Origin of the sequence: Flavobacterium sp. N1994 (assembly GCF_025947145.1) — a bacterium.
GTDB lineage: Bacteria > Bacteroidota > Bacteroidia > Flavobacteriales > Flavobacteriaceae > Flavobacterium.
Genome location: NZ_CP109999.1, coordinates 2,739,519 through 2,762,822, shown reverse-complemented (window position 1 = coordinate 2,762,822; position 23,304 = coordinate 2,739,519). Strand labels below are relative to the sequence as shown.

Sequence of the window (23,304 nt, the reverse complement as noted above, 5' to 3'; positions counted from 1 at the left end):
TCAATATGTCAATGAACTTTTCCGCGTTAGCGGCTGTGGAGAATATCGGAGTCGAACCGATGACCTCCTGCGTGCAAGGCAGGCGCTCTAGCCAGCTGAGCTAATCCCCCGTTCTATTTAGTGGACAGTTAACAGTTTTCAGTTAACAGTACTTCAAACGGTCACTCAACCTCTAAAATTTCCTTAAACAAGCTAAACAAAGTAGTCCCGCCCAGACTCGAACTGGGGACCCCTACATTATCAGTGTAGTACTCTAACCAGCTGAGCTACGAGACTCTGTATTTTGCTTATTATAATATTTGAACTAACAGCGAGAGTAATTGAATTTCTAATTTAAGGTCTAGTCCTTTTTATCGTCTCTAGAAAGGAGGTGTTCCAGCCGCACCTTCCGGTACGGCTACCTTGTTACGACTTAGCCCCAGTTACTAGTTTTACCCTAGGCAGCTCCTTACGGTCACCGACTTCAGGTACCCCCAGCTTCCATGGCTTGACGGGCGGTGTGTACAAGGCCCGGGAACGTATTCACCGGATCATGGCTGATATCCGATTACTAGCGATTCCAGCTTCACGGAGTCGAGTTGCAGACTCCGATCCGAACTGAGAACGGTTTTGTAGATTCGCTCCTGGTCACCCAGTGGCTGCTCTCTGTACCGTCCATTGTAGCACGTGTGTAGCCCAAGGCGTAAGGGCCGTGATGATTTGACGTCATCCCCACCTTCCTCACAGTTTACACTGGCAGTCTTGTTAGAGTTCCCGACTTGACTCGCTGGCAACTAACAACAGGGGTTGCGCTCGTTATAGGACTTAACCTGACACCTCACGGCACGAGCTGACGACAACCATGCAGCACCTTGTAAATTGTCTTGCGAAAGATCTGTTTCCAAACCGGTCAATCTACATTTAAGCCTTGGTAAGGTTCCTCGCGTATCATCGAATTAAACCACATGCTCCACCGCTTGTGCGGGCCCCCGTCAATTCCTTTGAGTTTCATTCTTGCGAACGTACTCCCCAGGTGGGATACTTATCACTTTCGCTTAGCCACTCAGATTGCTCCGAACAGCTAGTATCCATCGTTTACGGCGTGGACTACCAGGGTATCTAATCCTGTTCGCTCCCCACGCTTTCGTCCATCAGCGTCAATCCATTAGTAGTAACCTGCCTTCGCAATTGGTATTCCATGTAATATCTAAGCATTTCACCGCTACACTACATATTCTAGTTACTTCCTAATAATTCAAGTCTGACAGTATCAATGGCCGTTCCATCGTTGAGCGATGGGCTTTCACCACTGACTTATCAAACCGCCTACGGACCCTTTAAACCCAATGATTCCGGATAACGCTTGGATCCTCCGTATTACCGCGGCTGCTGGCACGGAGTTAGCCGATCCTTATTCTTACGGTACCGTCAAGCTCCTACACGTAGGAGTGTTTCTTCCCGTACAAAAGCAGTTTACACACCATAGATGCGTCTTCCTGCACGCGGCATGGCTGGATCAGGCTTGCGCCCATTGTCCAATATTCCTCACTGCTGCCTCCCGTAGGAGTCTGGTCCGTGTCTCAGTACCAGTGTGGGGGATCTCCCTCTCAGGACCCCTACCTATCGTAGCCATGGTAAGCCGTTACCTTACCATCTAGCTAATAGGACGCATGCCCATCTTTTACCGTTGGAACTTTAGTAATCAAGTGATGCCACTTAAATACACCATGGGGCATTAATCCAAATTTCTCTGGGCTATTCCCCTGTAAAAGGTAGGTTGCATACGCGTTACGCACCCGTGCGCCGGTCTCAGATATTGCTACCTTACCCCTCGACTTGCATGTGTTAGGCCTGCCGCTAGCGTTCATCCTGAGCCAGGATCAAACTCTTCATCGTATATTGTTATGCTGATATCGCTATCTGCATCGTAATGTAGACAAAGGCTAGGCTTTTTCAAATCTTTCGATTCTCTTACTCTCTTTTATTTGTTTTAAACATCACTGCTTAAAACGGCTGTCAATTCAATATGTCTATGAACGTGTTCTTCTTTTTTAATACCGCTTTCATTCTCAAAGCGGGTGCAAAAGTAATTATTCTTTTCTAACTAACAAGGCTTTTTAAAATTATTTTTGAATTATTTTAATTCCTTCGTTTTTTCAGTCTTCAATGAACTTTTCCTCTCTTGCGGGGTGCAAATATAAGAACTCTATTTCTTTCAATCCAAATAAAATTTGCCCTTTTTTCCATCTTTTTTTAAGATGTTGATAACTTGTGTTTTACAATTACCGTTTGTCGATTACCATTAAAAAACACTCCCTGATAAAAACCAAAAGTCATCACTAGCCCCGATAGTAGTGGCATCCTTTTTCCTTTTTTAAAGGAAAAAGATAGAACGGATAGCGGGAGCATATGCTCTTAAAGAATACTGACGTGGTGCTCCTTCTACTCGAAACGAATGGATTTGGACGGTGTGATTTTGGTAATAATGTAGGACGGAATGAGTAGTACCACTAAACAAATCGCTACGGTTCCTATGTTTAATAGCAGGATGTAGAACAAGTTGATGTCGACTGGAGCTTCGTTGACGTAATAACTTTCGGGGTTCAATTTGATGATGCCGAAGTATTTTTGAATAAGCAATAGTCCAATTCCAATGACATTCCCCCAGAGCAATCCTCTTCCTATTAAGTAGGCGGCGTTGTAGAGGAATATTTTTCGGATAGCCCAATTGTTGGCTCCAATAGCTTTTAGGATTCCGATCATTTGGGTTCTTTCGAGAATTAAAACCAACAGCGCCACCACCATATTAATGGTAGAAACGGCAATCATGACAATGAGAATGACGATGATATTGAAATCAAATAGTTTGAGCCACTCGAAGATGTAGTAGAATTTTTCTTCTATGGTTTGGGTGTCGAGTGTGGAGGACGTTTCTTGGTAGACTTCTTTTCCTTTTTGCTCGATTTGGGTAAAGTCATCTAGGAATACTTCGAAGGAGCCGATTTGGTCTGGGCGCCATTTATTGATGCGTTGCACGTGACGAATATCGCCAATGACATAACTAGCGTCGAATTCTTGAAAGCCTGAATTGTAGATTCCGACTATTTTGAAATTACGAAGATTGTAACCCTCGCTGTTTTCCTTCATGAAATAGGTTACGAATTTATCGTCGAGCTTTAATCCTAATCGGTTGCAGAGATATTGCGAAATCATCACTTCTTCATTAAGATTAGATTTGAAGTTAGGCAGTCTTCCTTGGACTAAATATTCTTTTAAGTTATCCGTTTGGTAATCCTTCCCTACTCCTTTGAAGATGATGCCTTCGAAAGCTGTTTCGGTTCTGATTATCCCTGCTTTGCTTGCCACGGCTTGTACATGGGAAATGCCTTCTACATTTTTGAACTTGGGGTAAAACTTTTGGTGAAGGGTAATGGGGTCAGTACTAACATCGGAATTGTTGTCGTTATACCCTGAGATGATAATATGTCCGTTGAAAGCGGAGACTTTTTGACGGATTTTTTGTTGGAGACCGATACCGGTTGCGATAGAAACTATCATCATGATCATACCGAGTGCTATGGCCGTGATGGCAATTTTTATTATTGGCGCAGAAATACTACTTTTATGGTCTTTAGCAGTAATGAGTCTTTTCCCTATAAAATATTCTAATTTCAATGGTATGATGTCAAAATTGGTGTTCAAAAATACAGTTTTATTCTTGGTTTTGCTAATGGTTTCTTGTGGGAGTTCTGTGAAGAGCAAAGAGGAAAGAAGCAAGAAGCAAGAAGTTATAGTGGAGAATACAACTTCAGAAATAAAAACTGGTGCTGATAATTACGCTACTTACTTGCCCTTATTAAAAGATAAGAAAGTGGGAATTATAACGAATCAGACTGGGATTCTTTCCGACAAAACTCATCTTGTTGATTTCCTTTTGGGAAAAAAAATAAATCTACTGAAAATCTTTGCACCCGAGCACGGCTTTCGTGGCACTGCGGATGCTGGAGAACATGTGGTGGATGGAAAAGATACTAAAACCGGATTACCCATTATTTCTTTATATGGCAATAATAAAAAACCTAAATCGGAACAACTGGCTGGACTTGAAGTGTTGGTTTTTGATTTGCAGGATGTTGGTGCTCGATTCTATACTTATATTTCTTCGTTGCATTATATTATGGAAGCCTGTGCGGAGAATAACATTCAGCTAATTGTTTTAGACAGACCCAATCCGAATGGTGGTATTGTTGATGGACCGATTTTAGAAAAAGAGTTTTCTAGCTTTGTTGGCATGCACCCAATTCCATTATTACATGGGATGACGATTGGTGAATATGCCCAAATGACAAATGGTGAAAAATGGCTTAAGAATGGCGAACTATGTAAGTTGACTGTGATTCCGTGTTTGAATTATAAAAGAGAAATGGCTTATAGTTTACCTGTAAAACCATCTCCGAATTTACCCAATGACCAAGCAATCAATCTTTACGCCAGTTTGTGTTTGTTTGAAGGAACGAATGTGAGCGTAGGGCGTGGCACCGAAAAACAATTCCAAATATATGGTTCGCCTTATTTGCCAAAAAGTGATTTTAGTTTTACTCCGGTACCGAATATGGGGGCTAAAGAACCACCTTATAAAAACCAATTGTGTTATGGTGAAGATTTGAGTAGTGCTCCTAAAGTGCATCAATTGGAATTGAAATGGCTAATAAAAGCTTATACTGCAACTGCAGACAAAACTAAATTCTTTACCGATTTCTTTACTAAGCTAGCTGGCACCAAGAAATTACAACAACAAATAGAAGCGGGAACATCGGAAGCTGACATTAGAAAATCTTGGGAGAAAGGGTTAGCAGATTTTAAAGTAATGCGAAAGAAATATTTGATTTATTAAAGAGGCAAACGCTTTTTCATTTCTTCTACAATATTGTAGGCTGCTGGACAAATAGCAACATTCTTCAATGTCAAATCTGCAATTTGTTGAAACTTCTTTCTATCAGTATGAGGAAATTCTCTACAGGCTTTTGGGCGTACATCGTAAATCATGCAGTAGTTTTCAGTATCCAAAAACGTACACGGAACACTTTGTAGCACATAATCTTTATCTTCATCTATTCTCAAATACTGATCGATAAACTGCTGTGGTTTTTGTTTCAAATGTTTAGCAATTCGTTCAATATCGGCCGAAGTGAATAATGGTCCTGTGGTTTTGCAGCAATTGGCGCATTGTAAACAATCGGTTCGTTTGAACTCGGCGTCATGTATATCCTGCATTACATAATCTAGATTCTTGGGTGTTTTCTTTTTGAGCTTATCAAAATACTTTTTGTTTTCGATATGCTTATCTTTGGCAAGCTTTTGAATTTCGTTTAAAGAAGGCTTTAGCATTTTGTTTTATTTCTAATGCAAAAGTACCAACTTTACCACTCTAATTTACATTTATGAAAGACCTTTTTGGAAAAGCCATCCTAGATTTTCAAACCCATAATTCACCCGAAGATTTGGTGACGGAAACTACTATTTCTGAAGCGGATGAAATGAGTGTGGCGTATCTTTTTAGAAAGTACAACGAAATGCCAAAACTCGAAAAGAAAGGGTTACAACTTTGTAAAGGAAAAGTTCTTGATGTAGGTTGCGGCGCTGGAAGTCATGCTTTATATCTTCAGGAAAAAGGATTTGACGTGACAGCTATTGATATTTCTGAAAATGCTATTAAAGCGTGTCAACTCCGTGGCATTAATAATGCGAGAGTACAAAACCTATTGGAAGTTAAAGATGAAAAATTCGACACCTTTCTGTTACTAATGAATGGCACGGGCATCTTTGGAACTTTAGCCGATACTTCAAATTATTTGCGAAAACTAAAGTCACTCTTAAATCCGAATGGTCAAATCCTAATTGACAGTTCTGATATTATTTATATGTTTGATGCAGATGATGACGGCAGTTATTTGGTTCCGGCTGACGGCTATTATGGCGAATTGACTTTTACTGTTTCCTATAAAGGAGCCACCGAGGAGCCTTTCCCTTGGTTGTATATCGATTATAATACTTTTCAAAATGTAGCTCATGCCAATGGTTTGCATTGTGAATTACTATTGGAAGGCAAACATTTTGATTATTTAGCCAAACTTACGCTCTAATTATGGAAAAATCTGATTTAGAAAAACTACGCTACCCTATCGGGATATTCGAAGCTCCTACTGTTTACACTGCTGAGCTTTTGGCGAAAGCCATACAAACGATTGCCGACTTTCCGCAAAAACTAAAAAAGGAAGTGCAGCATTTGTCAAAGGAACAACTGGATACTCCCTACAGACCAGAAGGTTGGACGATTCGTCAAGTCATACATCATTGTGCCGACAGTCATATGAATTGTTTTATCCGATTGAAATGGACCATGACTGAGAACAATCCGACTATAAAATTCTATTATGAAAACCTATGGGCTGAAGGAATAGACAACCGAACGATGCCTATTGAACCCACGCTTCAATTTTTGGAAGGACTGCATTACCGATTAGCCTTTGTGATGAAAAGTTTGTCAGAAACCGATTTGGAAATGGCCTACATACATCCCGAACACAATAAGGAATTTGAACTCCGAGAAATGATTTGTCTTTACGAATGGCATTGCACCCATCATTTGGCACACATTACCGAATTGAAAAAAAGAAAAGACTGGTAATGCTAATTTTTAGGAGCTATTTCCAGCTATCCACTATATCTTTTGCTTTTTAAAGAAAAAAGCAAAAGGATGCCGTTACTATCTGGGCTATGGTTTTAGACTTGAATCAAATCTGTTGTTCTAATACTATCTTCCAAAGCGTTGTATAAAATATCTAAATCGGCTTGAGCGTTATACCCATTGATAGAATACCGAATATAAATATTTCCATTTAAAGGCATTACTGGGATTTGAATTCTGTATTTATCATATAATAAACTCTTCAATTCCGCAGGTTTATCAGTATCAATTGGAACGCTTGCCATTTGTCCTAAAAATTCAGAGGTTATTGGACTCAATGGATTAGTATTTAGCAAATCACAAAAGCGTTGGTAATTATCCAATACTATTTGTTTGCAGTTTTTTGAAACTTCTTTCCAATTGTTTTCCTCTAAAAATTGAATCACCGTTGGCGTACATAAAAATGCTGAAATATCTCTAGTGCCTTGCAATTCGTGATAATCTAAAAACTGACTTTCACCAGGAGCCACACTTTCATATCCCCAACTTACCACCAAAGGTTCTAACTCATTTTGCAATTCGGGTTTAACATATAAAAAAGAACTCCCTGTAGGAGCCAGCATCCACTTGTGTAATGTGGCTGTATAATAATCTGGATTCAAATCGGAAATATTTAAATCGATATGACCTGGTACATGAGCACCATCAACTATAGTGATTAAACCCAAATCTTTAGCTCTATCACAGATTTCTTTTACCGGAAAAATCAAAGCTGTGGCACTCGACATCTGGTTTAGGAAAATTACTTTGGTGTTTTCGTTATATCCTTTCCAAAACTCTTCTATGATTTGTGCTTTTGAAACTATAGGCAAAGTAATGTTTTGACGAATGTATTTAGCTCCTGACTTTTTGCAATAAAAATTCCAAGTTCTATCCATGGCACCATACTCGTGATTGGTAGCTAAAATTTCATCTCCTTTATTAAGTTTAATGCTCCGCATGATAACGTTTACAGCAAAAGTTGGATTGGGAGTAAAAAACAAATCATGCCCTTGGCACCCTACATATTGAGCCAAACTTTCACGAGCTGTCTTTAAATACTTAGGCTGTCTTCGCTGAATAAAATCAACGGGGTCTGACTGTAATTCTAATTGAAAACGTTGAAATGATTCAAAAATAGGTTTGGGACAAGCGCCGAATGACCCATGATTTAAATAGGTAATGTTGGGATCTAAAAGAAATTGTGATTTACTCACACTATGTGATTTTTTATTTTGGAGTTCGTGAACCGATGGTTTCATGATTGATGAATTTTGGTAAAAATAAAAAATCCCAAACAATGTTTGAGATTTTACATTAAGGGATATTCAAATATTTGTGTGTTTGCAAAGACACTCTCCACTTTGGGTTACTCATTACATAATCAACAATAAGTGGCGTCATTTCCTCTTTTTTACTCCATTCTGGTTGTAAAAACAGAATGGCGTTGTCATTTACTTTGGCAGCTTGTTCTTCGGCAAAAATGAAATCGTGTTTGTTGTAAATGATAACTTTTAATTCATTAGCAATAGCATAAGCATCTGCTACTGGTAATTTATTTTTCTTTGGCGAAAGACAAAACCAGTCCCAAGTTCCTGAAACAGAATAGGCTCCAGATGTTTCGATATGAACTTTTAGATTTTTATCTTTTAATTTTTGAGTCAATACTGTCATATCCCAAGTTAATGGCTCTCCTCCTGTTACCACAACAGTATCAGCATATTTTTTTGCATTGTCAACAATCAAATCTGTTGCAGTGGGAGGATGTAGCTCTGCATTCCAACTTTCTTTCACATCACACCAATGACAACCCACGTCGCAACCGCCTATTCTAATAAAATAAGCTGCAGTACCTGTATGAAATCCTTCACCTTGAATGGTATAAAACTCCTCCATAAGGGGAAGCATTTCTCCTTTTTCAACCGCTAATTGTGTTTCTTTTGATAACATTTTTTTCAATAATAGTTGGCAAAGATAATCATTAGAAAGTGAGTTAATTTTAATTTTTACAAATAAAAAAACCGACAGCTTTTAACTATCGGTTTTAAATTTAAACTTTGAAAATTATTTTAATAATTTAATAGCTTCAAGAGCATATTGATTGGCTGGATCAAGCAATAATGTTTTATTCAGCAATTCCTTTGCTTTTGCTTTATCCGTATTGGCAAAAGTTGATGCTATATTATTATAAGACTCAATGAATTTGGCTTTGTTTTTAGTCACTTCTGCTTCTCCTTTTGCAGTCACTACATCAATATATTGTTGGTAATATGTTGCCATCTCGGTATCTTTTTCCAACAATCTATTGGTTCTTGCTCTAAAGATGTAAGCATCTTGAGTGGTAGGTGAAGCTGTGATTACATTTCCAAAGGCAACATCAGCTTTTTGCAAAGCAATAGGATCAGGTTTAACTACTTCTTTTCTAGTGTTATCATAATAAATAGCATTTCCTAAAAAGAAATTATCTAGTAAAAAGTTTTTAGAATTTGGATATCCAACCGCTATATCAAATATGGCAGCTGCGGCTCCAAATGCTTTTTGATCATACAATTTTTTTCCTATTTCATTCAATTCATTAGCGGCTAATGGCTCCATGTCAAGAGCTTTTTTAATATCCGCAATACCAGAGGCTAATTGTGCTTGGTCTACTGATTTACCATCAGCACTAGTTCCTTTTTTAATTTTAGCTTGACCTAAATATAAATAATCACGAGGGATAATTTTGTTGGCAGGGTTAGATGTGAATTTTTGTAAAGCATCTAAAGCGGCGTCGATGTTTCCATTTTCATAGGAAGAGTAGCCTAGATAACGAAGAATTCTTGGGTTAACTCCATCCAATTCTTTCATCTTATTTGCTTCTAATTCTAGTGCTTTGTAATCTTTGGCTAAGATTAAGAAGTCAGCATGACGCATACGAGACGTAATAGAATAGTCCGTTAAACTCATGTATTTTTCATAAAACCCTAATGCTTTTTGAATGTTTTCATCATAGCTTTTTGGAACATTGCTTCCCCATAAATAGTAAGTCTCTGCTAATTCACGATAAACCGGACCGTAATTTGGATTGATTGCTATTACTTCGTTATAAGCTTTAATGGCTTCTGTATAAGCTTTAGCTCCTTTTAATAATACCCCTAACTGCATTTTAGCTCTCAATAGAGAACTATCAAATTGATAAGCATTTCTGTAGGCCACATAAGAATCGTTTTGATTTTTAGCTCCATAATAGGCGTCTCCTAATGCTAACTGAACTTGTGGGTCATTGGGACTTGCTGCTTGAGCTTTTAATAAAACATCAATAGCGCTTTTATAATCTGGTTTATCAGCATCCATGAAAGCACGACCAATATAAACATACTCTTCGATATCTTTCTTTTTTAATTCTTTAGTAACCAAATCAAATTTTGCTTGAGCAGCAGCTTTGTTGTTGGCATCTAAATCCATTTGTGCTAAACCTATATTATTCAGCCTTGCCCCTTCGCTTGAAGCTAAGCCTTTTTGAAAATATATAGTAGCAGAATCCGCTATATTTTGTTTCAAATAAATGGTTCCTAATAAAAAGGACGCTTTTCCATTAGATGGTTTAGCTTGTATAACTGATTTCAACAATGATTTAGCTTTCTCATATTGTTCAGCATCTATTGCTTTTTTTGCTGATTCTAAATCTTGTGCTTTCGCAATGGTTGTTGCCACTAGAGCTAGACCAAAAATTTTATACTTATTCATCTTCTTCATATTAATTTTTATCTTTAGTAATTGTGTTTCTTATCATTATTTTTCTGCCTGGTGTACGCTCAGGAACAAGCCCTGATTTTAAAATAATACGTTGACCTCTCTCTCCTCCAAGGAAGGAAGCAAAGCCCATTCCCAGTCCAGAATAACCCTGACAATTCACTATATACAAATGCCGTGCCAAAGAATATTTACCCATCGCTAAATTATCTTGTGTAGGGAAAAAATATCCCCCTTTATCTTTGTCCTTAACGGCTAACACATTGACTTTATCTACAAACTCTTGTAAGTCTAGAGGCGGTTGAAATATCCAATTCATTCCAATTACCCCAACCATTCCATCATTTTTAGACACATACTTAATGACCTCCTCATTTGTTTTTAAGGAAAAAACATTCTTTTGGTTTATTACTGATGTTCCTAGAACTTTTGAAAGACATCTTACTGTGCTTGAATTAGCATTATCAAAAACTAACCCTTTAATATTTGAAACTGCTTCTCCTTTTAAAAATTTGGAAATGTCTTGTAATGTAACCAAGGTATCCTTATCTGTTTTACTTTTTATTAAAGCAACAGCATCAGACGCGAAAGGAGTTGTTTTTGGAAAAATCTTTTTAGCTTTAAAAGCATTGATCTCTTGTTTTGAAAGCTCTCTTGTTAGAATGGCAATTTTAGCTGTATCATTAAGTAAAGCATTTACAATTTCATTTTCTGATTGAGGAACTAAATGCAATTTAGCTTTGTATTCTGTTTCAAAAACGGCTTGCTCATCTTCAATAATTGGTAAAATAGATTCGTCAACGTAAAGTGTAGCTTTTCCTTCTATAATGGTGTCTTGCTTATCATTTTCTTTTTTCTGACATGAAAAAACAAAAAGCAAGGTTAACAAAACAAAGCCAATAAGTGTCTTAGTTAATTTATTCATTAGTCTTCTTTATTAAAGAAACGCAAAAATCGTAAAAAAGAATATACAATCAGTAAAATTCCAAAGGCAATTCTGTATTTATATTCTAAAGTTAAAGGTAAGGACTTCCAAAATATGATGATTAAGCCCAATGTTAAATAAATCAAAAAAAACAAAATGCCTATAACGAGAAGAAACCGCTCTTTAAGCGATTTCTTCTGAAAGTTTTCAATGTATTTTGAAATCATTTATTCTGCTGATTGGATAGAAATTGGTAATGAATATAACACTCTTACTTTCTTACCATTTTGTTCTCCAGGATTCCATTTTGGACAAGATTTTAAAACTCTTATCGCTTCTTTTCCAGAACCAGGACATACCTCTCTAATAACTTTGATATCGGTAAGTGAACCATCTTTTTCAACAACGAAGGTTACAAATACTTTACCACTACCACAATCTTCTGGAGCAGAGTAAGCTCTACCAATATAACCGTAAAATTTTTGCATTCCTCCTGGAAAATCTGGTTTTACTTCGATACCCGCTGTGTTGTAGATGTTATTATCTTCTTCAACGACACTTGGTCCGTTTCCAACGGGCTCTACTGTTAAAGGAGCATCAGGATCTCCTTTTATTGTTTCATCTCCTAATTTTTTATCTTTGATTTCTTCCACTTTTGGTGGTTCTTCCGTAACTTCATCTGTTTTAGCCACAACTGGCTTAACAAACTTCACCTGATCTACTTTAGGAGGAGGAGGTGGTGGTGGTGGAAGATCTTTTGGTTGTTCTTTTGGAGGCAATTTAATCGTAACGATTTTTTGATCCAATGTGGCTTCATTCTTTGAAAAATCAGGAATTAAGCTAATGATGAGTGGTGCACTTACTGCTAATGCAAAAACTATTGCCCCGATAACAAGTGAACGAATGGTTATTTTTGAATTTTCTTGACGCAATTCATAAGCCCCATAGGCTTTATTACGTCCTTCAAAAACGATGTCTATCCACTGTTTATTAAATAAGTCTAATTTCATTTTAGTATATTTTTGATTAACACTGGATTATTTGTTCATTTCGTCAACTAATTTCATCTCTTCTGGAGTAATGTCATTTACTATAGCATATGTTGGCACTTTGCAAATAGCCATTTCGTCCAAAACATCAACTAAGTTTCTATAAGTAGATTTTTTAGAAGGTTTAATAATTACTATCAATCCTTTGTTTTTATCACCCGTAACTTGAGGAACAGAAACTACTCTTTTCAAAATTTCTTGACGTAACCCATTTTTACCGTATACGGCATCAGTAGGTTTTCCATTAGGTTCAGGTGCTTCAAGAAGTCCGTGAAACCATTTTATTTTATTGTCTTTACCCATTATGATGGTTAAAGTTCTTCTTTGGTCAACCTTAACGTCTTTTTCAGGCTTGTCTTTTTCATCTTTATCAGGCAAACCTAAATCCATAGATTGAGGTTTTGATAATGAAGTGGTTAGCATAAAGAACGTAATCAACAAGAACGCCAAATCCACCATCGCAGTCAAATCAACCTTTGCATTGGATTTTTTACTTCTTACTTTGCCGCCTTTCTTGCCGCCACCGTCGCCGGTATTTAATTCAGCCATTGTATAATATTATTATATTAATAGTCTTTTCCTCTTAAACCAGTAACTAAATTAAAGCTATTGATTTTTTGATCTTGTAAAATATCCATCACTTTTTTGATTTGAGGATATTCTTCTTTAGCATCGCCTTTAATTGCAAATTGAAGCTCTTTAGTCCCTCCATTATCAATATTTGCTTTTCTAGCCCCTTGTATCCAATCTTGTAATTGATTGTTAATAGAGTCACAAGGAACACCAGGTTGCACCCCTTTTTTGGCTCTATCAGCACCTTTCATCCCCAGTAATTGCTTCAATCCTTCAACAGGAACTCCAAATTCGTCAACTAAGGCGAATTGAGCTTTCTCTGTCTCAGTGAATGTCACTTTATATTTCTGAGCCATATAATCTAGAGCTCCTGAACGGATGGCTCTATCTTTCATTCCAAAAAACACCTGCTCTTTTCCTTCACTTTTACCTACAGTAATAGTCACTAAACCTGTTTCTGGCAATTTAGTTTGCACAGTGGAAGAGGGAGTATCTACAGGAAGTGGCTCTGGCACTTTTGCCGTTGCCGTTAAGATAAAGAATGTAAGCAAAAGGAACGCTACGTCACACATCGCTGTCATGTCGATGGATGTTGACTTTTTGGACATTTTTACTTTACCCATTATTTATTTGTTTTTATAACAATTAATAGAATTCTCTATAACTGTATTATTTTTTTAAACTTCCTCTGAATTTTCTATAAGTGTTCACAATAGTTACACCAGCCTCATCAATAGAGTAAGTAAGTGTATCAATTTTAGAAGTAAAGAAGTTGTAAGTAATAATCGCTAAAGCCGAAGTAGAGATACCAGTAGCTGTATTAATCAACGCTTCAGAAATACCATTGGCTAACGCAGCTTGGTCAGGAGTTCCTGCTGAAGCTAATGCACCAAACGCTTTAATCATCCCCGTTACTGTTCCTAATAATCCCGCAAGAGTTCCTAAGGATACTAATGTAGAAATAATAGTTAAGTTTTTCTCTAACATTGGCATTTCAAGCGCTGTAGCTTCTTCAATTTCTTCGTGAATAGTTTCTGCAGCTTCCTCGCTATTGAATCCTTCAGCTTTCACTTCTTGGTATTTTACTAAAGCCGATTTTACTGCATTAGCAACTGAACCTTGTTGTTTGTCACAAGCATTGATAGCTTCATCAATTTTTCCTTCTTTAATATCCGCTTGGATTTTTGTCATAAAAGTATCCAAGTTTCCTTTTCCAGCTGCTTTAGAAATAACAGCAAAACGCTCAAATGAAAATACAATTACCATAAGCAATAATCCCATCAAAACTGGTACAATAGGCCCTCCTTTGTAAACCATTGCCAAATAATTCCCTGGAAGTGGATGTCCTGTATTTACACCACCTTCGAAATTAGCACCATTCCCCATGATGAAATTCCAAATAATCCATCCAATAAAAATACATGCTACGATTATGATTCCAGAAATCATACCAATACCTTTTGAACCGCCTTCTTTTTTAACGTTTGCCATTTTTTTAAATTTTAAAAGTTTTAAATAATTTATAAGTTTTAGTTGTTAATAAACTTGATTGGTAGCAAATTTAATTTTTTAGTTGAAATAAAAAAACTTTTTTTGAGATTAATACCTCAACGTTTAATAACATCAATTATGACCTTTTCAGTCATTACAAGCAATCATTAAATATTACCTAAAAACACTAATGATTTTAAGCACTTTACTACTTATTTTCAATGTATAACGTGAAAAGGTTTGAAAATGTATTTTTTTACCCAACTTTTTTAATCATCTAAATTTAAGTATTTTTAATTCAATTCAGAAACAATTAACATTTCCTATACTTTACCTCTACATTGGTTGAAAATGCCATCCTTATACTTTCATCCCTTATCCTGCTACTTATTAAGCAGAAATAAACTATGCTTTTTACAATTTCATACAGATTTACTATCTCGTTCTTGATTAGTGTGTAGCAAACCCATACCCTATCCATAGTGAGTCCATTAAAACATCATTTTTTATGGAGTAGCTATGGACTAGCTATGGACTAGCTATGGACTTGGTACAAACAAAACACTTTAAAATTTCTAAAATGGGTTGATGCTTTTCTTTGAAATTGAAACTTTTCTTTGGAAGCCTACAGTAGGTTTTTGCTTTTTGGTGTTAGCGGTATACTTTATCTTTAAGAAGTAGGTCTTTAAATTCTAATTCAAATAGGCAATTTACTCATTGATAATGAATAATATGAAAACTTATTTGTACTTTTGATTGTCATCCGAATCCGATAAATCAAAGCTTATGAAAAATTCTATTTTTACAATGTTTGCGTTACTTTCACTTTTTATTAGCAATGCTCAAAATGTCAACATCCCCGATGCGGTTTTTAAAACCGCTTTGTTAAATCATCAACCGGTCATTGATACCAATAGTGATGGAGAAATACAAGTAAATGAAGCTTTAGCAACCACTTCATTAGTTTTTAATGGTCCCAACAATCTTAATTATATAAATGGTAACATTCAAAACACAACTGGTCTTGAATCATTTACTAATTTAAACTCTTTGACCTTTAGACAATATCCTTTAGCCAGTTGGGATCTTAGTGCTTTAACCAGCCTTCAGCATTTAGACTGCTCTAGAAGTAATTATTTAACCACATTAAATGTTAGTGCATTAACTAATCTTCAGACTTTAGATTGTTCTTCTGGTGGGCATTTAAATTCCCTAAACTTAAATGGATTAATTAATCTTCAGACTTTAGATTGTTCTTTCTGCAGTTTAGCAACTTTAGACTTAACTGGATTGACTGGATTAACCTTTGTGGACAGCCACCAAAATTTGAGTATATCTTCAATTGTAACTACTGGAGCCAATAATATCACTCATTTTAATTGTTCACAAGGTTCGTTACTTTCTTTACTTGTAACGGGTATGACCAACCTACAATACTTGGATTGTGGTGCACAATTTAATTTGGCTGGAGTTAGTGGCATTACCTCTCTAGATTTAACGGGATTAAACAACTTGACCTATTTGAGCTGTAATTGGAACGAACTAACCTCATTAGATGTTTCCCATTTAACAAATTTAACCTATTTGAATTGTAATCGAAACCACATACCCGTTTTAAATGTAACCGCATTAACTAACTTGACTTTTTTGAATTGTAGCAATAATCTAATAGCAAACCTCAACGTAACACCTTTAACTAATTTGACTTATTTGGATTGTGGCTATAATCAAATACCATCGTTAGACTTAGCTCCATTAGTCAATTTAACTACCTTATATTGCTCAAACAACTTATTACCAACGATTTCTTTAAATACTTTAACAGCTCTTACTCAACTTGATTGTAGTGATAACCCAATACACGCTATAAATTTAACTAATAATACCAATTTAACATGGCTTTATTGTGGTAACAATCAACTAACAACACTTAGCATTGGTAACTTAGTAAACTTAGCTACTTTATATTGTGCTGGAAACCAACTGACAACTCTAGACGTTTCTAATCTACATCATCTCACCAGTATTAGAGTAGATGGTAATTTATTTACGACATTAGACTTTAGTCAATCTATTTTACCCATTCCAAACTATGTTTATATAAGTGTTAATTATTCTTTTGGTAATTGTCCAAACTTAACTTACGTTAATTTAAAAAATGGTGTAACTATGTCTTACGGAAATGTCACGGCTATAGACAGTCCTAACCTCCAATACATTTGTGCAGATGAGAGCAGCATTCAGGCGATACAACATGACATAGCTATGAACGCTTCTTACAGCACAACACCTGCTAATGTTCAGGTAAACTCGTATTGTAATTTTGTGCCTGGCGGAGTTCACAATACTATCTCAGGTACGGTTACTTTGGACAATAACAATAATGGTTGTGATGTTAATGATATTCATCCAAGAGATTTTAAAATCAACATTAATGATGGCGTACAAACTGGCGCTACCTTTTCAACGGCCAATGGTGGGTATTCCTTTTTCACACAATCAGGGAATTTTACTTTAACACCACAATTTGAAAACCCTTATTTTATAGCGTCACCGGCAAACTCCATCAAAACCTTTGCCACTCTTGACGGCTCTACTCAAACACAAGATTATTGCTTAACGGCCAATGGGGTTCACAATGATGTTGAAATTACTATAATTCCGGCAAGTAATGCTCGTCCTGGATTTGATGCTGTTTATTTATTAACCTATAAAAACAAAGGAAATCAAATACTGGCGGGGAATATAAATGTAACTTTCGATGATGGTGTTTTAGATTTTATTACGGCTACGCCAATGATAGACAGCCAGTCACTAAATAATTTGGGTTGGAATTATACCAACTTATTACCGTTTGAAAGCAGAATGATATATTTCACATTGAATTTAAATAGTCCAACAGATACTCCACCTGTGAATATTAATGATGTTTTAAACTTTAACACGACTATAAATCCAATCGCTGGTGATGAAACTACTAACGACAACACGTTCTCTATTGCTCAATTAGTCGGTGGCTCTTTTGACCCTAACGACAAAATTTGCTTAGAAGGCAATACCATAACTCCAAGCATGGTGGGAGGCTACTTGAATTACGTCATTCGTTTTCAAAACACAGGTACATTTTATGCCGAGAATGTTGTTGTAAAAGACGTAATCGATAGTTCAAAATTTGACATTAACTCACTTCAATTGGTAGCCAGTTCTCATCCCCACAATACAAGAATTTCTGGCAATAAAGTAGAGTTTATTTTTGAAAACATTAACCTTCCTGCACAGACAGATAACGAACCAGGAAGTCATGGATTTGTAGCGTTTAAAATAAAAACCAAAAGCAACTTAGCATTAGGCAATCAGATTCAAAACACAGCTAATATTTATTTTGATTTTAATGCTCCAGTTATTACCAAATACTACTTCTACCACTGTAGCTCTTTTAAATGTTTCCGAATTAGAAAGTAATACTGTTTCAATTACTCCAATTCCTGTTACAGATGTACTTGAAATTAGAGCATTGGAAACCATTACTTCTGTTCAGTTATTTGACATTCAAGGCCGACTATTACAAGTTAAAACAACAGATAGTTTGTCTACTACATTAGATTTTACTGGAAAATCCTCGGGTGTTTACTTAGTAAAAGTGCTTACTTCAAAAGGAATGAAAGTTCAGAAAGTAATAAAAAACTAAACCATGAAAAAAAACTATTGCACCCTCCTCCTTATTTTTGTTTTTTTTACAAGCCAAGCACAGATTGTGAACATTCCTGATGCGAATTTTAAAACCTACCTGATCCAATTTGAACCTACCATTGATACCAACCATGATGGTGAAATACAACTGAGCGAAGCACAAGCGGTTACTTCAATATATATCAATGGTAATAGTAATACTTTTATACAAGACCTTACTGGTCTTGAAGCCTTTACAAATCTAACCGGTTTGTATTTAAACTTCGTAGGGGAAACAGGATTTAATCCAAGTGTATTTACACACCTTCAAAGTCTATCCTTAGTGGATATGAACATTGCTACTTTGGATTTAAGTAATTTGACTACCCTTGAGCATATAAATCTGAATCATGCCAACATAACTTCTTTAAATATAACAGGTTTAATCAACCTTCGCACTCTCGACTGCTATAGCAATCCGCTTACTTCTTTGAATTTAAACGGATTAATAAATTTAGAAACTTTGAATTGTGCCTATAATGGTCTAACTGCTTTGAACTTAACCGGATTAAGTAGCCTAGTGACTGTAGACTGTTCCGACAATGCCTACATGACTTCACTTATAACCACTGGCGCCAATAATATTACCCATTTAAATTGTCGTGGATGTACTCTGACTTCATTAACCGTAACTAATATGACCAACCTACAACAATTAGATTGTAGCTATCAGGTATATGGTTCTGCTATGGGAATTTCAAATTTGGATTTAACAGGCTTAACTTCTCTTACTTCTTTGAATTGTATGAGCAATAACCTGACTTCATTAAATGTTGCTGACCTAACAAATCTTACTTCTCTACAATGCGCTAGTAATCATATAACCTCACTAGATGTAACTCCACTTGTAAACTTAACATCCTTAAGTTGTGGAAGTAACCCACTAACTACCTTAAACGTAACGCCGCTAACCCACTTGCTTGGATTAGAATGTAGCCTTACTTCAATAGTAGCTATTGATTTGAGTACATTAACTAATCTTGACAGTTTGAACTTAGTGGGCAATGCCATTAGCTCATTAAATCTTTCCAACAATTCAGCCTTAACTGAGCTTTATTGCAGTAATAACCAACTTACTGCACTACCAATTTCTAATTTAGTCAATCTTATACATTTTAATTGTTCCTCAAACTTATTAACCTCACTCGATCTTACTAATTTACATGCGCTACATGAAATAAGAGTAGGTGGCAATTTATTTACCTCTATGGATTTTAGTCACAATCCTGCTGTGGGTAACCAAGCCATTTCAATTAATGACTCTCCAAATTTAACCTACATCAATGTAAAAAACGGCACCTTGGGTCAAATGAGCTCCTATGGATTAGACATATCCAACTGTCCCAACTTACAAAATATTTGTACTAATGAAGAAGACATTGCCTATGTTGCTCAACAAATAGCATCTGGGTCTTATATGGGTACCACACCTACCAATTTACAAGTGAACTCTTATTGTTCTTTTGTTCCAGGGGGACTCAACAATACCATAACCGGTACAATAACATTAGACATCAATCATAATGGTTGTGATGTTAACGATCTTCATCCAAAAGATTTCAAAATCAATATCAATGATGGGACCAATAGCGGTGCTACTTTTACAACGGCAACTGGGAGTTATTTGTTTTATGTACAAACTGGGGATTACGCTTTAAGTCCACAGCTTAATAACCCATATTTCACCATTACACCAAACAACAACACCATAAACATTACAAATCTTGATGGAACTGCACATACACAAAATTATTGTGCCACACCAAATGGCACTCATAAAGATTTAGAAATTAATTTATTGCAAATAGGCAATGCTCGACCAGGGTTTGATACTCAATACGTTTTGGTGTATAAAAATAAAGGAACTGAGCCACTCAGCGGAAGTATTAACTTATCATTCGATGATTCCGTTCTTGATTTTGTATCAGCGAACCCGACAATAAGCAGTCAATCTTTAAATAACCTAACTTGGAATTATACTAATTTAGACCCCTTCGAAAGTAGAAGAATAAATTTCATTCTCAACGTGAATAGTCCAGTTGAAACACCTGCTGTTAACATAGATGATGTCTTGCGATTTGTTGCTACTATTAATCCCATTTCTGGAGATGAAACCAGTGAGGACAATTTATTTCATTTTGATCAGACTGTTAGGGGTTCTATGGACCCCAACGATAAAACCTGTATAGAAGGTAGTGCTATAACTCCAAACATGGTTGGTGGCTACTTGAATTATGTCATCCGTTTTCAAAATACAGGTACCTATTATGCCGAGAATGTTGTTGTGAAAGATATAATTGACACTTCAAAATTTGACATTAACTCCCTTCAATTGGTAGCCAGTTCTCATCCGCAAACCACAAGGATTTCAGGAAATAAAGTTGAGTTTATTTTTGAAAACATCAACCTTCCTGCTCAAATAGACAATGAACCAGCTAGTCATGGTTATGTGGCATTCAAAATTAAAACTAAAAACAATTTGGTTTTAGGCAATGCTATTCAAAATACGGCTAATATTTATTTTGATTTTAATGCTCCGATTATTACCAATACTACTTCAACAACTGTAGCACTTTTAAATGTTTCTGAATTAGAAATCAATTCCGTTTCAATTACCCCGATACCAGTTATTGATATCCTTGAAATTAAAGCATTGGAAACTATTAGTTCGGTACAGTTATTTGATATCCAAGGCCGACTTTTACAAACAAAAATTTGCGACAATACTACAACTACTCTTGATTTTACAGGAAAATCATTTGGTGTTTATTTAGTAAAAGTGTTTACTTCAAAAGGAATGAAAGTGCAGAAAGTGATTAAAAACTAACCCATGAAAAAAGTTGCTTTCCTTCTAGTAATTGGATTGGCATTAAGTTGCTCCAAAAAAACGGAAACTCAAAAACCAGAGACTTTAAAAGCAGAAGTTTTTAAGGCTGAAGCCGATTTTAAGAATCTATCCCAATCTAAAGGAATTGCTCAAGCTTTCTATACTTTTGCAGATAGCAATGCGGTAATTAAACGAGAAAACGATACTTTGATTCAAGGAAAAGAAAACATTAAAAACTATTATAGCAATCCAAAATTCCAAAAAGCCTCTGTAATTTGGAAACCTGATTTTGTTGCTGTTTCAAACGATGGTTCTTTGGCTTATACTTATGGAAAGTTTGTTTGGACTTCTTCAGATTCATTGGGAAACAAAAAAGAGTTTAAAGGACGCTTTCATACCGTTTGGAAAAGACAAAAAGATGGAAGGTGGAAATATGTTTGGGATTAATTTATAAATATGAAGAAATACTTGATACAAAAATCGCCCTTTGTAGTTCCGACTACTGATGGCAAACTGATTGAAGAACATCACGGAATTCCAACAACTGGAAACCAGGAAATATCTATTGCGCACATGATTGCACCTCCAAAATGGAGCGAACCTTTCCAAACCCCAGAGTTTGACGAATACACCTATATCATTTCGGGGAAAAAGCAATTTATTATTGAAGGAGAAACGGTTATTTTAGAAGCGGGTCAATCTATCAAAATTGAAAAGAATACTCGAGTGCAGTATTCTAATCCCTTTGACGAACCTTGTGAATACATAGCTATTTGCAAACCTGCCTTTGATTTTAATAAGGTGCATCGGGAGGAATAGTAACTATTCCACAGAGACACTCAGAGAAGACGCAGAGTCACACAGAGTCTTTTGTTATTTCAATAATGCTATGATTTTGTCTTCAACCTTCTTGCTATTCCACTCTTCTTCAATGTTTGGCATTTGCATTACTTCCTCCATGATTTTATTTTGGAAATCTCCTATTGCCAATGCTTCTGAATAGGGTTGTAAACTGAAGGTTACTCTACTATACAAGGGCAACCACATATTAGGATGTTTGTCAGAGAACCATTTTTCTATTTTCTTTTGCAATAAGAATTTCTCATCGGCTGTTTTGGTACTCATCTCGATAAAATTTCGAAGAGATAATTCGGCAATTGCATCAGCATTAGGTTTGCGTGATTTTTGATATTCCTCGAAAATAGTCTTCCAGTCATCCCCATATTTAGTCATCATTTGACTTAAGACGGTAATATCTTCAAAGCCAGCATTCATTCCGTGACCATAAAATGGCACAATAGCGTGTGAAGCATCTCCAATCAAAGCTACTTTGTCTTCAAACGTCCAAGGATAGCATTTCATAATCGCTAAATAACTGGTCGGATTTTTAAAGAAATCTCTAATTAAATCAGGAATAACTTCTTTGGTATCTGGGAAATAATTGGCAAAGAAATCTACTAAGGAAGTTTCGTCTTTTAATTGTTCAAAAGAATTTTCTCCTTCAAAAGGCATGAATAAAGTGCAAGTAAAACTTCCATCTAAATTGGCTAAAGCCATCAACATAAAATTCCCGCGAGGCCAAATATGCAAAGAGTTTTTATCAATCTTGTGTGTTCCATCTTCATTAGCTGGAATATGAAGCTCTTTGTAGCCTAACTTCATAAACTCTTGCGAATAATCAAACATACTTTGACGTTGCATTCGGTGTCGAATTCTAGAGAAAGCCCCATCCGCACCAAAGACTTTGTCGTATTGCAACTCGGCCCATTCTCCTCTTTCGGTTTCTCCTATGTGAAGTGTTGCTGTTGCTAAAGTGACATCCCAAATTTTGTGTTCAAAAAAGAATTCAATACCTTCTTCCTCAGCTAAATCAATCATTCTCCGGTTTAAAACCCCTCTCGACAAGGAGAAAATCGCCTCACCATCTTTACCGTAATATTGGTAATTGAGTTTTCCGTCTTTTAAATGAATGGCTCTTTTATCCACTGGAATTCCGATTTTACGAATTTCATCATCCAATCCAACATCTTCCATAGCTTTCCAACCACGGTTAGACATTACTAAATTGATAGAACGCCCTGAGAATTCAACTGTTCGAATGTCTGGACTTCTGTCATAAACATGAACGGTGTGACCTTGTTTTTTGAGATAAATTGCCAATAATGTTCCGACTAAGCCTGAACCAACAATAGCAATTTTTTGAGGAGTTTGCATTTATTTTTACTAAACGGTTTTGCAAATTTAATTATTAGCCCTGTAATACAAGCATGAT

The 23,304-nt window shown here is 36.0% G+C and carries 19 protein-coding genes, 2 tRNA genes and 1 rRNA gene; 8 read left to right on the top strand and 14 right to left on the bottom strand.

The features are described 5' to 3' along the window. Window positions 1–36: 36 nt before the first annotated feature. From OLM53_RS12395 to OLM53_RS12380, 4 genes are all read right to left on the bottom strand, one after another. Window positions 37–110, bottom strand: a tRNA-Ala gene (locus OLM53_RS12395). A gap of 92 nt (window positions 111–202) precedes the next feature. Next, window positions 203–276 (bottom strand) — tRNA-Ile (locus OLM53_RS12390). A gap of 87 nt (window positions 277–363) precedes the next feature. Beyond that, window positions 364–1,875, bottom strand: a 16S ribosomal RNA gene (locus tag OLM53_RS12385). 546 nt (window positions 1,876–2,421) lie between these two features. Continuing rightward, on the bottom strand, window positions 2,422–3,654 hold the full coding sequence (locus OLM53_RS12380) for an ABC transporter permease (RefSeq protein ID WP_264522455.1): 1,233 nt from the start codon (window positions 3,652–3,654) through the stop codon (window positions 2,422–2,424). Window positions 3,655–3,658: 4 nt separating this feature from the next. Here OLM53_RS12380 and OLM53_RS12375 point away from each other — a divergent pair, with 4 nt between their 5' ends. Further along, complete coding sequence (locus tag OLM53_RS12375; RefSeq protein WP_264520544.1) at window positions 3,659–4,873, top strand: DUF1343 domain-containing protein; 1,215 nt, start codon at window positions 3,659–3,661, stop codon at window positions 4,871–4,873. Here OLM53_RS12375 and OLM53_RS12370 read toward each other — a convergent pair. Then, the gene (locus OLM53_RS12370) at window positions 4,870–5,367 is read right to left on the bottom strand and encodes a YkgJ family cysteine cluster protein (protein WP_264520543.1); all 498 of its coding nucleotides are present in this window, start codon (window positions 5,365–5,367) and stop codon (window positions 4,870–4,872) included. The genes OLM53_RS12375 and OLM53_RS12370 overlap by 4 nt on opposite strands. Before the next feature lie 53 nt (window positions 5,368–5,420). Between OLM53_RS12370 and OLM53_RS12365 the strand changes: the two genes are divergently transcribed. Next, window positions 5,421–6,122: a class I SAM-dependent methyltransferase gene (locus OLM53_RS12365; RefSeq protein WP_264520542.1), complete on the top strand. Its 702-nt coding sequence runs from the start codon at window positions 5,421–5,423 to the stop codon at window positions 6,120–6,122. Between the two features lie 2 nt (window positions 6,123–6,124). Continuing rightward, window positions 6,125–6,667 carry a YfiT family bacillithiol transferase gene (locus tag OLM53_RS12360; protein WP_264520541.1) on the top strand — a complete coding sequence of 181 codons (543 nt, stop codon included), beginning with the start codon at window positions 6,125–6,127 and terminating at the stop codon, window positions 6,665–6,667. Window positions 6,668–6,762: 95 nt separating this feature from the next. Here OLM53_RS12360 and OLM53_RS12355 read toward each other — a convergent pair whose 3' ends face one another. The 8 genes from OLM53_RS12355 to OLM53_RS12315 all read right to left on the bottom strand — a co-directional run bounded on the left by OLM53_RS12355 (window position 6,763) and on the right by OLM53_RS12315 (window position 14,476). Further along, window positions 6,763–7,968 carry an aminotransferase class V-fold PLP-dependent enzyme gene (locus tag OLM53_RS12355; RefSeq protein ID WP_264520540.1) on the bottom strand — a complete coding sequence of 402 codons (1,206 nt, stop codon included), beginning with the start codon at window positions 7,966–7,968 and terminating at the stop codon, window positions 6,763–6,765. Window positions 7,969–8,023: 55 nt separating this feature from the next. Then, the gene (locus OLM53_RS12350) at window positions 8,024–8,656 is read right to left on the bottom strand and encodes a 7-carboxy-7-deazaguanine synthase QueE (protein ID WP_264520539.1); all 633 of its coding nucleotides are present in this window, start codon (window positions 8,654–8,656) and stop codon (window positions 8,024–8,026) included. Between the two features lie 114 nt (window positions 8,657–8,770). Continuing rightward, the gene (locus OLM53_RS12345; protein WP_264520538.1) at window positions 8,771–10,432 is read right to left on the bottom strand and encodes a tetratricopeptide repeat protein; all 1,662 of its coding nucleotides are present in this window, start codon (window positions 10,430–10,432) and stop codon (window positions 8,771–8,773) included. A 10-nt stretch (window positions 10,433–10,442) separates the two neighbouring features. Beyond that, window positions 10,443–11,363 (bottom strand): PstS family phosphate ABC transporter substrate-binding protein, encoded by a 921-nt coding sequence (locus tag OLM53_RS12340; RefSeq protein ID WP_264520537.1) that lies wholly within the window; start codon window positions 11,361–11,363, stop codon window positions 10,443–10,445. A gap of 227 nt (window positions 11,364–11,590) precedes the next feature. Then, a complete protein-coding gene (locus OLM53_RS12330) occupies window positions 11,591–12,373 on the bottom strand; it encodes an energy transducer TonB (protein WP_264520535.1) in 783 nt (260 codons plus the stop codon). A gap of 27 nt (window positions 12,374–12,400) precedes the next feature. Further along, window positions 12,401–12,961, bottom strand: a complete 561-nt coding sequence (locus OLM53_RS12325) for an ExbD/TolR family protein (RefSeq protein WP_264520534.1) — start codon at window positions 12,959–12,961, stop codon at window positions 12,401–12,403. A 17-nt stretch (window positions 12,962–12,978) separates the two neighbouring features. Further along, window positions 12,979–13,608: an ExbD/TolR family protein gene (locus OLM53_RS12320; protein WP_264520533.1), complete on the bottom strand. Its 630-nt coding sequence runs from the start codon at window positions 13,606–13,608 to the stop codon at window positions 12,979–12,981. Between the two features lie 46 nt (window positions 13,609–13,654). Continuing rightward, window positions 13,655–14,476, bottom strand: a complete 822-nt coding sequence (locus tag OLM53_RS12315) for a MotA/TolQ/ExbB proton channel family protein (RefSeq protein WP_264520532.1) — start codon at window positions 14,474–14,476, stop codon at window positions 13,655–13,657. A 786-nt stretch (window positions 14,477–15,262) separates the two neighbouring features. Between OLM53_RS12315 and OLM53_RS12310 the strand changes: the two genes are divergently transcribed. Genes OLM53_RS12310 through OLM53_RS12290 form a run of 5 tightly spaced genes read left to right on the top strand, consistent with a single transcriptional unit; the run spans window position 15,263 to window position 21,851 of the window. After that, the gene (locus OLM53_RS12310) at window positions 15,263–17,938 is read left to right on the top strand and encodes a leucine-rich repeat domain-containing protein (protein ID WP_264520531.1); all 2,676 of its coding nucleotides are present in this window, start codon (window positions 15,263–15,265) and stop codon (window positions 17,936–17,938) included. Continuing rightward, entirely contained in the window at window positions 17,868–18,164 is a 297-nt protein-coding gene (locus OLM53_RS12305) for a T9SS type A sorting domain-containing protein (protein WP_264520530.1), read from the top strand. Before OLM53_RS12310 ends, OLM53_RS12305 begins: the two co-directional genes overlap by 71 nt. A 3-nt stretch (window positions 18,165–18,167) precedes the next feature. After that, window positions 18,168–21,032 (top strand): T9SS type A sorting domain-containing protein, encoded by a 2,865-nt coding sequence (locus OLM53_RS12300; protein WP_264520529.1) that lies wholly within the window; start codon window positions 18,168–18,170, stop codon window positions 21,030–21,032. Window positions 21,033–21,035: 3 nt separating this feature from the next. Further along, window positions 21,036–21,479, top strand: coding sequence for a YybH family protein (locus OLM53_RS12295; RefSeq protein WP_264520528.1), 444 nt, complete (start codon window positions 21,036–21,038; stop codon window positions 21,477–21,479). A gap of 9 nt (window positions 21,480–21,488) precedes the next feature. After that, complete coding sequence (locus OLM53_RS12290) at window positions 21,489–21,851, top strand: cupin domain-containing protein (RefSeq protein WP_264520527.1); 363 nt, start codon at window positions 21,489–21,491, stop codon at window positions 21,849–21,851. A gap of 54 nt (window positions 21,852–21,905) precedes the next feature. Here OLM53_RS12290 and OLM53_RS12285 read toward each other — a convergent pair whose 3' ends face one another. Further along, the gene (locus OLM53_RS12285; RefSeq protein ID WP_264520526.1) at window positions 21,906–23,246 is read right to left on the bottom strand and encodes an FAD-dependent oxidoreductase; all 1,341 of its coding nucleotides are present in this window, start codon (window positions 23,244–23,246) and stop codon (window positions 21,906–21,908) included. Between the last annotated feature and the right edge of the window lie 58 nt (window positions 23,247–23,304).

Coding starts and splice junctions, on each gene's coding strand:
- OLM53_RS12340 (WP_264520537.1), bottom strand. CDS start 11,363: ATGAATAAATTAACTAAGACACTTATTGGCTTTGTTTTGTTAACCTTG.
- OLM53_RS12310 (WP_264520531.1), top strand. CDS start 15,263: ATGAAAAATTCTATTTTTACAATGTTTGCGTTACTTTCACTTTTTATT.
- OLM53_RS12300 (WP_264520529.1), top strand. CDS start 18,168: ATGAAAAAAAACTATTGCACCCTCCTCCTTATTTTTGTTTTTTTTACA.
- OLM53_RS12350 (WP_264520539.1), bottom strand. CDS start 8,656: ATGTTATCAAAAGAAACACAATTAGCGGTTGAAAAAGGAGAAATGCTT.
- OLM53_RS12315 (WP_264520532.1), bottom strand. CDS start 14,476: ATGGCAAACGTTAAAAAAGAAGGCGGTTCAAAAGGTATTGGTATGATT.
- OLM53_RS12365 (WP_264520542.1), top strand. CDS start 5,421: ATGAAAGACCTTTTTGGAAAAGCCATCCTAGATTTTCAAACCCATAAT.
- OLM53_RS12330 (WP_264520535.1), bottom strand. CDS start 12,373: ATGAAATTAGACTTATTTAATAAACAGTGGATAGACATCGTTTTTGAA.
- OLM53_RS12370 (WP_264520543.1), bottom strand. CDS start 5,367: ATGCTAAAGCCTTCTTTAAACGAAATTCAAAAGCTTGCCAAAGATAAG.
- OLM53_RS12290 (WP_264520527.1), top strand. CDS start 21,489: ATGAAGAAATACTTGATACAAAAATCGCCCTTTGTAGTTCCGACTACT.
- OLM53_RS12295 (WP_264520528.1), top strand. CDS start 21,036: ATGAAAAAAGTTGCTTTCCTTCTAGTAATTGGATTGGCATTAAGTTGC.
- OLM53_RS12375 (WP_264520544.1), top strand. CDS start 3,659: ATGATGTCAAAATTGGTGTTCAAAAATACAGTTTTATTCTTGGTTTTG.
- OLM53_RS12325 (WP_264520534.1), bottom strand. CDS start 12,961: ATGGCTGAATTAAATACCGGCGACGGTGGCGGCAAGAAAGGCGGCAAA.
- OLM53_RS12305 (WP_264520530.1), top strand. CDS start 17,868: ATGCTCCAGTTATTACCAAATACTACTTCTACCACTGTAGCTCTTTTA.
- OLM53_RS12360 (WP_264520541.1), top strand. CDS start 6,125: ATGGAAAAATCTGATTTAGAAAAACTACGCTACCCTATCGGGATATTC.
- OLM53_RS12320 (WP_264520533.1), bottom strand. CDS start 13,608: ATGGGTAAAGTAAAAATGTCCAAAAAGTCAACATCCATCGACATGACA.
- OLM53_RS12345 (WP_264520538.1), bottom strand. CDS start 10,432: ATGAATAAGTATAAAATTTTTGGTCTAGCTCTAGTGGCAACAACCATT.
- OLM53_RS12355 (WP_264520540.1), bottom strand. CDS start 7,968: ATGAAACCATCGGTTCACGAACTCCAAAATAAAAAATCACATAGTGTG.
- OLM53_RS12285 (WP_264520526.1), bottom strand. CDS start 23,246: ATGCAAACTCCTCAAAAAATTGCTATTGTTGGTTCAGGCTTAGTCGGA.